The 12,206-nt window shown below is 43.1% G+C and carries 11 protein-coding genes; 10 read left to right on the top strand and 1 reads right to left on the bottom strand.

The genetic code is table 11. The features are described from left to right. The first annotated feature begins 35 nt into the window (after positions 1 to 35). The 8 genes from ACZ1GZ_RS11615 (at position 36) to ACZ1GZ_RS11650 (ending at position 8,995) form a co-directional block, all read left to right on the top strand. Positions 36 to 725: a response regulator transcription factor gene (locus ACZ1GZ_RS11615; RefSeq protein WP_472665038.1), complete on the top strand. Its 690-nt coding sequence runs from the start codon at positions 36 to 38 to the stop codon at positions 723 to 725. Positions 726 to 754: 29 nt separating this feature from the next. Then, on the top strand, positions 755 to 1,177 hold the full coding sequence (locus tag ACZ1GZ_RS11620) for a response regulator (RefSeq protein WP_472665039.1): 423 nt from the start codon (positions 755 to 757) through the stop codon (positions 1,175 to 1,177). A gap of 27 nt (positions 1,178 to 1,204) precedes the next feature. After that, positions 1,205 to 3,442, top strand: a complete 2,238-nt coding sequence (locus ACZ1GZ_RS11625; protein ID WP_472665040.1) for a PAS domain S-box protein — start codon at positions 1,205 to 1,207, stop codon at positions 3,440 to 3,442. A 94-nt stretch (positions 3,443 to 3,536) separates the two neighbouring features. Next, entirely contained in the window at positions 3,537 to 3,953 is a 417-nt protein-coding gene (locus tag ACZ1GZ_RS11630) for a response regulator (RefSeq protein ID WP_472665041.1), read from the top strand. A gap of 398 nt (positions 3,954 to 4,351) precedes the next feature. After that, entirely contained in the window at positions 4,352 to 5,368 is a 1,017-nt protein-coding gene (locus ACZ1GZ_RS11635; protein ID WP_472665042.1) for an amino acid ABC transporter substrate-binding protein, read from the top strand. A 194-nt stretch (positions 5,369 to 5,562) separates the two neighbouring features. Next, a complete protein-coding gene (locus tag ACZ1GZ_RS11640) occupies positions 5,563 to 6,765 on the top strand; it encodes an amino acid ABC transporter permease (protein ID WP_472665043.1) in 1,203 nt (400 codons plus the stop codon). Positions 6,766 to 6,779: 14 nt separating this feature from the next. Beyond that, positions 6,780 to 8,144: an amino acid ABC transporter permease gene (locus ACZ1GZ_RS11645; RefSeq protein WP_472665044.1), complete on the top strand. Its 1,365-nt coding sequence runs from the start codon at positions 6,780 to 6,782 to the stop codon at positions 8,142 to 8,144. An 83-nt stretch (positions 8,145 to 8,227) separates the two neighbouring features. After that, on the top strand, positions 8,228 to 8,995 hold the full coding sequence (locus ACZ1GZ_RS11650; protein ID WP_472665045.1) for an amino acid ABC transporter ATP-binding protein: 768 nt from the start codon (positions 8,228 to 8,230) through the stop codon (positions 8,993 to 8,995). A 35-nt stretch (positions 8,996 to 9,030) separates the two neighbouring features. Here ACZ1GZ_RS11650 and ACZ1GZ_RS11655 read toward each other — a convergent pair whose 3' ends face one another. Beyond that, a complete protein-coding gene (locus tag ACZ1GZ_RS11655) occupies positions 9,031 to 9,729 on the bottom strand; it encodes a DUF599 domain-containing protein (protein WP_472665046.1) in 699 nt (232 codons plus the stop codon). A 543-nt stretch (positions 9,730 to 10,272) separates the two neighbouring features. Here ACZ1GZ_RS11655 and ACZ1GZ_RS11660 point away from each other — a divergent pair. Together ACZ1GZ_RS11660 and ACZ1GZ_RS11665 are read left to right on the top strand one after the other, a co-directional pair. After that, complete coding sequence (locus ACZ1GZ_RS11660; protein ID WP_472665047.1) at positions 10,273 to 11,673, top strand: L-serine ammonia-lyase; 1,401 nt, start codon at positions 10,273 to 10,275, stop codon at positions 11,671 to 11,673. 93 nt (positions 11,674 to 11,766) lie between these two features. Next, positions 11,767 to 12,201: a DUF1489 family protein gene (locus ACZ1GZ_RS11665; RefSeq protein ID WP_472665048.1), complete on the top strand. Its 435-nt coding sequence runs from the start codon at positions 11,767 to 11,769 to the stop codon at positions 12,199 to 12,201. Positions 12,202 to 12,206: the final 5 nt, after the last annotated feature.

A 12,206-nucleotide genomic window follows, 5' to 3' on the forward strand; every position in this document is an offset into this window, starting at 1 on the left:
GAATTGTACTAACTTTCTTACAGCGAGGCGTATCCATGAAGCACCAAAAGCCAGACTGTTTAGTCGATTTAGAACGAGCAATAAACAAGTTGGATTTCTATCGATTATTCAAGTGCTTATGCGTGAAATATGAGCTCGATTTACTCTCTGTTTTTGATTTGAATAACTGGCCAGAAGAGGCGTCAATCGAATCACTGATGGTTGTGGTAAATAATGATGATGCAAATTTTGTAGATCTGGACGTCATATCTATCGCTGACACCAATATCGTTTTCCAAAACATGCGTAACGAAATGCTGCATAATATATGGGATGACGAGAGTGTTCACACACATGTTGAATTTTGTGGTGAATTATCCAAGTCAACGGGGATATCTGTGCCATTGCACACGCCAAATGGTCGCCATTTTGGCTTGTGGTTGGTGTTACCTAAAACGGTGGCAGATAAGCTGGATATCGATCAGTTGGTTTACTCTTGTAAGCTTGTTTTTCAAAATTTCTTTAATGAAATTATCCTTCCCGACTCCATGCCAGTGATCTCTCCAAGGGAGCTTGAGGTCATAAGATGGAGCTCAGAGGGAAAAACCTCAGTAGAAATCGCCATAATTTTGGGATTATCTGAGCATACCATAAACTCATATACAACGAAGATATTGCAAAAGCTTCAGGTTGTTAATCGTGCCCAAATGGTCGCAAAAGCCATCAGAATGGGTCTGATAAAATAAGAACAAAATAATTTTGCGGGAGAAAAATTATGAACAGCACTTTGGAGGAACTTGAGACAGTCACCATTCTTTTCGTTGATGATAACCCAGATGAATTTGTCTTGATGGAATGGCTTGTTAAAGGTGGTGCTGACCAGAATACCGAACTTGTATGTGTGACCGACATCGAAAGTGCGTGCAAAGTTTTAGATGAGCAGAAGATTTCAATGATTCTTCTCGATAATAAACTGCATTTAAATGACGATTTTAGAACATCTGTTCCAGTGTTGCGTTCTAAAGCCTTTACAGGTCCAATAGGTATTGTCTCATCCAGTATTGAACCTGAATATTTTCAAGAGTTTGAGGAATATGGAGCCGATTTCCGCATCGGAAAAAATGAACTTGATCGCAATGCTATAAGTTTCATCATTGATGAATTCGCTAAGAAAAATACCCAGTTTTCTGATGATTAATTGCACGAAGTAGACGTGGCGTGCGCGATGGATAAGATACTTGATGAAACCAGTTTGTCTTTCTTCAATTCTGCACCCAATCCGGGGTTTTTAGTTGATAAAGACAATCACATATCACTTTTAAATCATTCCGCAGTTTCTGATTTAGGTTTTAAATCTAATGATGTGATTGGTAAGATTTTTTACGATCTGTTTCCGCTTTTAAGACACAAAAATACACATGACATTGAGGCCAAGTCTGCAATCATTCTTGAAAAGGATTTACCATCGGACGAAGAGCTCATTGAGGTAAGCCTGCCAAATGGTGGCAATTTCCAAACCAATGTCACAATAAGCAATCCCATCACGTGTGTAGATGGTATTGAGCGATCTATCATATATTTAAAGGATAATGGCCAGGTTCAAAAACTTAAGGATGGCTATGAAAATTCGCTCGATCTTCTCAATGCCGCTTTGTCAGCAATCCCTGAAGGATTTGCAATCTATGACAAGGAAGATCGACTACGTGTATTTAACCAGGGTTACTTGGATGTTTATCCTGATTCTGTGGATGCCATGAAAATCGGTACACGGTTTGAAGATATCTTAAAATATGGCTTAGAGCAGGGCCAGTATGAAGAAGCCGGTTTTACCGAAGAAAGTAGAGCTGCATGGCTGAAAGAGCGATTAAGGAATCACTTCAATCCGTCGGCGCCAATAATCCAGCACCTTAAAGACGGACGCTATATTCGAGTTGATGAACGTTTGCTGGACGATGGCCACATCGTCGGAATTCGAAGCAACATCACCGAATTGATGGAAACCAAAACGCTCGCAGAATCACTTGGTGATGCACTCGACAATATTGCAGCGCCCGTAGCATTTATTGACATCCAAACTCAGCGAATTTTATACGGCAACACCGCTTTTTTGAGCAATCTGCAATATACCGCAGATGAAATCACCCAACTGACTTTGATGGATATAAACCACAATGCTGATCCGAAAAACATTGATAGTTTCATTAAAAATATCATTGAAAACAGCGGTGTGGTGCAACAATCAAGATCACAACATGTGCGAAAAGATGGAACGGTTTATCCTTGTGTGGTCAATAGCATTTGCGAAAAAGGGGATGATCCAAAAAGAATTATAGCCTTTGTTGAAGACGAAAGTGTAGAGCGTGAAATTCGCGAGGAACTAGACTATCGTCGCGTACAGCAAGAAACGTTTATCGAAAATTTACCTGTTTTTATTACCAGATCAGATCTTGATACCACGATACACTACGCTAATGAGCTATATTGTGATTTTTTCGGCAGAAACCTATCCGAAGTCATTGGACTGAAGTTTTTACAGTTCATTCATAAAGACGAAATTATCAAGGAACTACAAGCTTGTTTGGCAAGTTTATCAAAAGACACACCCGTTCGAACTTATGAGCAGGAAATGTTGTCAAAAGACGGTGTCTATAGAACCGTTTTATGGACAAACCGACTGGTATTTAAAGATGATCAACCATATGAGGTTATATCTGTCGGCCGCGATATAACGGAATCAAAACTAGCCAAAGCGCAAATTGAAGAACAGGCGCATGCTCTGACACTGAGAAATCAGGCGCTCGAGCAATTTGCCGGTATCGTTTCTCATGATTTACGCTCACCACTGAGGCATATTCGTTTGTTTGGTGAGATGCTTATGGAAGAGTACGAAGGTGGTAATACTGATAATTTAGGGGATTACATCAATCGAATACGGTCAAGCATCTTTCGCATGGAGCGTTTAATCTCAAGTTTGCTTGAATTCTCACAAGTCGCATACAAACAAGTCAATCGCTCCTATTTTCTGCTTAGTACCGCAGTGGAAGAGGCAAAAGAAAACCTCTCACAAAACATCGAACAATCTGGCGCGCAAATTAAGCTTTTAAAAGATGTCGATCTTAATCTTGATTATGTTTTGTTTGTACGTTTGATGCAAAATCTCATCGATAACGCGGTTAAATATCATAAAGACGATACCACACCTCATATCGAAATTGACGTTGTAAAAACCACCAAAAGCGAGGTCAGTGTCAGCGTTGCTGATAACGGAATTGGGATCGCTAAAGAACAATCAAACCGAATTTTTAATGTGTTTCAGCGCCTTCACGCCGATGAAAAAAAGTATAAGGGAACTGGAATTGGTCTGGCATTGGCCAAAAGAATCGCTGAGGGACATAACGGAACCCTAGAATTGGACCCTTATTACAAGAATGGCTCGAAATTTATTCTAAAATTCCCTGTATAAACCCTTAAATAGCTGTCTCAGTTGGTGGTGAGTGCGACAAAAATCTTATAAAAACGTTTTTGCGGGTGAAAAATGCTAATAGGGGCGTATGGCTATGCAGGGTAAAAGCAATGCCAACAGATTAATTGTTATCGATGATGATAAAATTGACGTCGCGTTTTTGCAGCGTGCGATCAAGAAATTCGATGAAAATATTGAACTCGTGCATATTTCCGAAACCGATGACATAGAAAAAAAGCTCGAGCTTGAAAATGCTTCTTGTATCTTGCTGGATTTAAAAATGCCAAAAGAGGATGGATTTTCGGTGCTCCAACGCATTCGAAAAAATGCCCTTTTAAAACTCTGCCCTGTGGTTATATTTTCATCATCATCTAATCCAGATGACATTCGCAAATGTTATGAAACGGGTGCAAACGCATATACGGTCAAACCTTCAAGTATTGCCGATTATGAGAAATTTGCGCGAAAATTCTCTTGTTTTTGGCTAAATATAGCACGTTTGCCAATTTAGCGATTTGGTGCGGAGATAGATATTTTGCGCGCAAATTTCGCCAAACCAAATTGACCGAAAAATAGTCACCCTAGTATATTTATTAGCCATGTTCTGAGAGGGAAAAAACGACCCATTGAGGAAATATCATTTAGTATGAAAACTAGCTAAAATTTTATCGAAACGCCACAAAATCTCATAAAAAATACAAGCTTTTGGATATTTCGTAGAAGAAACGATCTTTTTCAAAAAAATACTTGACCATTTCAACAAATCGCGTTGGTATATGTCGCACATATATTGCGGCCCGTTGAGGGAGAATACTTCGGATCGCAGACAGTATGTGTGAGTACTCTCATCCTTGTGATGAGCTAACAAATTGCACATTGTAAGTGCAACAGGGCAAAGAAAGAAAAAATATGAAAAAGACACTATTAACTACGGTTATGGGAGCAGTAGCGGCGCTGGGCGTTTCTGCAGGCGCATCAAGCGCGGCAACATTGGATGACGTGAAAGCTAAAGGCTTCATCCAGTGTGGCGTTAGCCAGGGTCTACCAGGTTTCTCAAATCAGGATTCTGATGGTAACTGGAGTGGCTTGGATGTGGACCTATGTAAAGGTGTTGCAGCGGCTGTTTTCGGTGACGCGTCTGCGGTGAAATTTACGCCACTTTCAGCGAAAGAGCGTTTCACAGCGTTGCAGTCTGGCGAAATCGACATTCTATCACGTAACACTACATGGACAGCAAGCCGTGACACACAGCTTGGTTTGAACTTCGCTGGTGTAAACTACTATGATGGTCAAGGCTTCATGGTTCGTTCTGAATTGGGTGTAAACTCAGCTCTAGAGCTAAGCGGTGCTTCAATCTGTACAAACACTGGTACAACAACAGAGCTTAACGTTGCTGACTATTTCACTGCAAACAACATGCAGTATGAGCTAGTTGCGTTTGAAAAAGCTGACGAAGTGGTTGCAGCTTACGATGCAGGTCGTTGCGATGTTTACACAACAGATGCATCTGGCTTGTATGCTCAGCGTCTTAAGTTGACTGATCCTGCTGCACACACAGTGCTACCAGAAATCATCTCTAAAGAGCCTCTAGGTCCAGTTGTTCGTCAGGGTGATGATCAGTGGTTCAACATTGTTCGTTGGACACACATTGCGACTTTGAACGCTGAAGAGTTCGGCATCACATCAGCTAATGTTGGTGAAATGATGGGTAGTGAAAACCCAGGTATCAAGCGTTTGCTTGGTGGTGAGTTTGGTGAAGCAATGGGCATTCCAAACGATTGGGCAGCTCAAATCATCAAATCAGTTGGTAACTACGCTGAAATGTTCGACCGCAATGTTGGTCCAGACACTCCATTGGGCATCGCACGTGGCGTAAACGCTCTATGGACAGATGGTGGCCTACAATACGGTCCTCCAGTACGCTAATACTTAGCTAATACTTCGACACCCGGTCTTAATGGCCGGGTGTTTTATAAAACAAACAGGGCACGTTTTCACGATGGGACATATCCGCAATATTGTGGGTTAGCGTGTAAAACGTAAAAAAATAAATCAAAAATTACAATTCGCGCTTTGAGGCTATCAACTCTACAAGTGTAAGAATTGTTGGGGAATTCGCCATGGCGTCTGATGTTGCTGCTACACAGCAAACCAGTGAAGAGCCGCAGGTCGCGTTGTTAAACCGGCCCGAAGTTCGCAGCATGCTTTTTCAAGGCTTGCTCACTCTCGCAATCATTTATCTCATCTATAGTGGCATAACCAATATGTTTGACGCGCTTGATCGCGCCGGCATTGCTTCAGGTTTTGCATTCTTAAATTCAAGCGCTGGCTTTGCAATCAGCCAATCACTTATTGAATACAGCCAATCATCATCGACCTATTTTGATGTTTATGTTGTGGGTGTACTTAACACGCTCATCGTCGCAGCAATCGGTATTGTCCTTGCGACCATCCTTGGTTTTATGGTCGGTGTTGCAAGATTGTCTGACAACTGGATCATCGGAAAACTATCCAAGATCTATGTAGAAATTTTCCGAAATATTCCGCTGTTATTGCATATTTTCATTTGGTATTTCGGCGTTTTAAGATTGTTGCCGCAACCGCGCGACAGCGCTGATTTTGGCTTTATGGGCCTTTTGAATAACCGCGGGTATTTTGCACCAAAGCCAATCTGGGGCGAAGGGTCATACATGATCTTTATTGCGTTCTTGATAGGTATTGTAGCTGCTTTTGTAATCGGAAGCTGGGCAAAGAAACGCCAAATGGCAACAGGTCAACAATTCCCAACATTCTGGGCAGGTCTCGGCGTCATCATCGGTCTTCCGTTTATTGTCTTCCTGGCATTGGGTGCGCCGTTAACTTGGGATATCCCGGTTGCGGGTGGCTTTAGACCATCAGGTGGTATGACAATGATCCCTGAGTTCATTGCGCTACTTCTGGCTCTAACAACATATACAGCAGCCTTTATTGCTGAAATTGTTCGAGCGGGTATTTTGGCGGTGAACAAAGGTCAAACTGAAGCAGCACACGCTTTGGGTCTTCGTCAGAATAAAACGCTGAACCTTGTCATCATCCCGCAAGCTATGCGGATCATCATTCCACCTTTGACATCTCAATACTTGAACTTGACGAAAAACTCGTCACTTGCGGTTGCGATTGCTTATCCAGATCTCACATCAGTGTTTGCTGGAACAGCGTTGAACCAGCAGGGTCAGGCTGTTGAGTTTATTTCAATCACCATGCTGACGTATCTGACGATCTCGTTGATCACGTCAATGTTCATGAACTGGTACAATGCCCGCATGGCATTGGTCGAGCGATAGGAAAGGGGAACATCATGTCTGATAACAATATTTCCTACGTCCGCACAGAAATGCTGGAAGAGCAGCCAGCGCCACTATCTGAAAAAGGACCTGTGGCCTGGGTGAAGAACAATCTGTTCTCATCAGTACCAAACACAATCATGACTCTGATTGGTATCTGGATCCTGTACAAAATCATCCCGCCATTCCTCTCGTTTGTTTTCATCGATAGTGTTTGGTCAGGTGCTGATCGTTCAGTCTGTGCAACTGAAGCGCAGGGCGGTGTTCAAGGTAATGAATGGTTCGGTGGTTGCTGGGCTTATGTCGGCGCATATATGAAGCAATTCATCTATGGTCGTTATCCAGATGCTGAACTATGGCGGGTTAACCTTACAGGGATCCTATTCTTCGGATCATTGATCCCGTTGTTGATCCCAAGTGCACCATATAAGTCTGCAAACATCATCTTCACTGTGGTTATTTTCCCTGTGATTGCGATTGTTTTGCTAACAGGTGGCCATCTAGAGTTTAATGGCTTCCTGCTACCAGACAGCCTAATGGCGCCATCAACAGCAAAGTTTGCGGTCGATTTTATCATCATCTCGCTGGTCATTGCAGGTATTGCAGCCTTGATTGCGCGTGGGTCGGACAAAAATCCGATGCCGTCAATCATTGGTGTTTTATTGTTCATGGCAGCTGTGGCGGTGATCTTTATCATACTGGGTGTAAACTTCGGGCTTGAGCACGTTGAAACTCCAATTTGGGGTGGTCTTCTTGTCACATTGGTTATCGCCGTAACAGGTATCGCAGCTGCGTTACCATTGGGGATTTTGCTGGCACTTGGACGTCGTTCCAACATGGTCTTTGTTCGCTTGTTCTCAGTGATTTTCATTGAGTTCTGGCGCGGGGTTCCGTTGATTACGGTGTTGTTCATGTCATCGGTTATGCTTCCGCTCTTCCTTCCGGAAGGTGTGGAGTTTGATAAACTGTTGCGTGCGTTGATCGGTGTGGCACTCTTCTCAGCAGCTTATATGGCTGAGGTTGTTCGTGGTGGCCTTCAAGCACTACCAAAAGGTCAGTTTGAAGGGGCAATGGCACTTGGATTGAACTGGGGACAAATGATGCGTCTCATCATCCTGCCACAAGCGCTTAAGCTGGTTATCCCTGGTATCGTGAACACATTTATTGGTCTGTTTAAGGATACAACACTTGTGTTGATTATCGGTCTGTTTGATTTCCTAGGTACTATTCAGTTGTCATATTCTGATCCTACCTGGAGTTCTCCAGTTCAGAACATCACAGGCTATGCCTTTGCAGCCTTTATCTACTTCTTATTCTGCTACTTCATGTCGAGATATTCGACCTTCATGGAAGATAAGCTGAATACAGGGCATCGATAATATTGAAATATTCAGAGCCCTTTGGGAGAGGGGCTCTATAAACAAATTAACGCTTGTAAGCGAAGAATAAGAGAGAGAACAAAATGGCTGAAACCGCTAAAATGACAGTATCTGATACCGATGTCGCTATTGAGATCGTTGGTATGAATAAGTGGTATGGTGATTTTCACGTGCTGAAAGATATCAACCTTAAAGTTATGCAGGGCGAGCGTATCGTGATTGCAGGACCTTCAGGTTCGGGTAAATCTACAATGATCCGCTGCATCAACCGTTTGGAAGAGCACCAAAAAGGTCAAATCATAGTGGATGGCAATGAGCTAACCAATGATTTGAAAAAGATTGATGAAGTGCGCCGCGAAGTCGGTATGGTGTTCCAGCACTTCAATCTTTTCCCGCATCTATCGATTTTGGACAATTGTACACTTGCTCCAATTTGGGTTCGTAAAATGCCAAAGAAAGAAGCTGAAGAGATTGCGATGCACTATCTTGAGCGTGTTAAAATTCCGGAGCAGGCGCTTAAATATCCAGGCCAGTTGTCCGGTGGTCAGCAGCAACGTGTGGCGATCGCGCGTTCACTATGTATGAACCCACGCATTATGTTGTTTGATGAGCCGACATCAGCGCTTGATCCAGAGATGATTAAAGAGGTGCTTGATACAATGGTTGGTTTGGCCGAAGAAGGCATGACCATGTTGTGTGTGACCCACGAAATGGGCTTTGCGCGTCAGGTTGCAAACCGTGTGATCTTCATGGATGCAGGGCAGATCGTTGAACAGAACGAGCCAGGCGAATTCTTTGATAATCCGCAGCATGAGCGTACAAAAGAATTCCTAAGCCAGATCCTGCACTAGGTTTTGGATACTTAATTTTGAATCAATTAGGCGGCTTAACCAGCCGCCTTTTTTGTATCTATAATCGACAGTGCTACATCGCGTGCTTTTGAAAAATACTGGCGTCTTATTAAAACAAGCAGGATGAGGGTTGTGGTGATGATTAAAGTCTCCGCATTCACAAAACAACCCAAATAACCAACCGCAAAAAATATGCCGCGTTGACCTGCGTTAAAATGACGACCGGCAAGCACATTCATTTCACCGGCTTGTCGTGCATAAGCATCGATATGAGAATCTTTCTCATCGCGTAACGGCATTGCACCCAACAAAATTCCACAATAGTTGAAGAGACGGTAACTCCAACCAAACTTGAAGAATGTATATCCCAAAACAACGATTAAACCGGCCAATTTGGCTTCAATGATTAATATATCAGGTGTTTCTGTTATAGGGATCTCCGCAAAGACCATAGTGACTTTATCCGCTGCCCCTAGTGCTGCTAAACAACCACCTATTGCGATGATGGTGGAAGAGGCAAAGAAACCAACACCATTTTGCAGCCCTGAAACCACCCCGGTGTCTACCATCCGCAATTCACGCCGACTGGCTGTGAAAAACCAACCCCTGCGATGTTCATCCATCGCATCAGATAAGCTTCGTTTCTTGAAAAAACCACCAAGTTTTAAAACAATGGAGAAACCAAACCAGCAGAACAGAAAATATATAAATGCAATATAATCTAACTCGGTCATGATAAGCGGTCCCTCTGCCTTATTTGCTGCATCGCAACAATCATTCAGCTATGCTTTTATGTCATAGCACGTAGTCGATTTATGCACGAAAAAGAAAACTGGGGCAAATGACCTACAGGTATTTATCGTTAAGTATATGATATTTATGTATTAATTATGTTTTCCACAATTGTTAACAATTATTACCAAACATAAATATTTGTGTTTAAATTGTGGCGGTTTTGCGTTGCAAAAACATAAAGCTTTCGTTAAAAGTCACCCACCAAGCAATGGTCGACTTGGAAATTACAAATTGGAGTGAATATGGAAAATACTGCACATAAATCCTGCTGGGGTATTACTACTAAAGCGGTTTTGATTTTTTCAGCAGTTCTATTTATGGGATACCTTCTCGGAGGTTTCTAAGTCGGATTTGAAATTTTTTGTAGGCAGCGTCAAATCAAGTCGGTTTGGCGCTGTTTTCTTTTTTATACTGGATCTATAGTTGGCCAATGAAAGCACTAAAAGTGCTCACTTGTTTCCAGTGTAAAAGGTTATTAATCCATGTTCTTGTCGGTGTCAGATATATTTAAAGTAGGCATTGGACCATCGAGCTCCCACACAATGGGGCCAATGACGGCAGCTAACAGATTTTTAGATGAGATCTTAAACGGGGATTGGGTTCGTCCTCATGATGTTAATGTCGCACAAATTAAAGTTAGCCTGCACGGATCCTTAGCCTATACAGGAGTTGGGCATGGAACGGATCGCGCCGTATTTTTGGGACTTATGGGGCACGAGCCCAATACGATCGACCCCGATGTGATTGATGGTTTGCTAGATGATTTATCTAGAACGAAACAAGTCCAACCAGATGGACACCCCGTTTATCAATTTGATCCCAAAACGGACCTTGAATTTGATCGAAAAACGCCACTTCTTGGCCATGCCAACGGCATGATTATTTCAGGTTTTGATGCCAATGAGCGCTTGTTGATTAAACGCATTTATTATTCTATCGGCGGTGGCTTTGTGGTCACAGATACCGAGCTTGAAGCTCTTAAGGCTAATAAAGAACCCGAAGTTCAAAAAGATGTGCCATATCCGTTTGCAAATGCTGATCAAATGCTTGAAATGGCAGCGCAATCTGGTTTGTCCATTGCTCAAATGAAGCGTGCAAACGAAGAGAAAATTTCAGGCGCTGATGCGCTTAATCGCGAGCTTGCGCAAATCTGGGATGCAATGAATTCCTGCATAGAGCGTGGTTTGAAGCGTAAAGGCATTATGCCAGGTGGTTTAAAAGTCGAGCGGCGTGCTGCAAAGATATACAACCAGCTTGAGGATGAGTGGAAAAAAAACAAAGTCAATCCGATGCTCGCCAATGATTGGCTGTCTGTTTACGCAATGGCAGTGAATGAGGAAAATGCTTCAGGTGGCCGCGTGGTGACAGCGCCAACCAATGGTGCCGCAGGCGTGATCCCGGCTGTCATTGCCTATATGAAAGCCTTTCTCGAAGATATCGATGACAACGCCATCCATGAGTTTTTGCTCACAGCCGCAGCGATTGGTGGGTTGATTAAATCAAATGCATCCATTTCAGGCGCAGAAGTTGGATGCCAGGGTGAAGTAGGCTCAGCCTCTTCTATGGCAGCTGCTGGACTAGCCGCCGTTATGGGCGGCACACCCACACAGATTGAAAACGCGGCTGAAATTGCATTAGAGCACCATCTTGGCATGACATGTGATCCAATTGCTGGGCTTGTTCAGGTGCCGTGCATTGAACGTAATGGCGTGGGTGCAGTGAAAGCTGCAATGGCCGCATCTTTAGCGCTTAAAGGCGACGGCAAGCATTTCGTATCTTTAGATAACTGCATTGAAACTATGCGCCAAACAGGTCTTGATATGAATGCTAAATATAAAGAAACGTCCACAGGTGGCTTAGCCGTTAATGTCGTTGAGTGTTAGTTCGGTATTTATTGCAAAAATGATAAGTTGATTGCTGTGAACTGATGCCAACTTGCACTTGACCTTACAGGCAAACATAACCAATTTGCTGTGATGAGCCTAAATCTGATCAAATTATGTGTAGGTATTGAAAGTGCCGAAGAGCTGCAAAGCCATATCGAACGGCGACAAAAGCTCCACGATGCAGCTGGTGAACAATATGAGCCTATCCATACGACGCGCATGATCCCCAAACGCAAAGATGAATTGCTTGATGGTGGTTCTTTATACTGGGTGATTAAAGGACAAGTACGTGCGCGCCAACAGCTCGTTGACATCAGACCTTTTACCGATGGTGAGGGTATTTCTCGCTGTCACCTAGTAATGGACAAGAAACTTGTTTTCACGCAATGGCAGCCAAGACGCGCATTTCAAGGATGGCGTTATTTAAAGCCGGAAGATGCTCCGGCTGATTTAAATGAGGGCGAGGGTGCTGAAGATATGCCTTTGGAATTCAAGCAGGAGCTTGCAGATTTAGGCCTGCTCTAATACGC

The organism is Lentilitoribacter sp. JB5-8, from assembly GCF_055693385.1.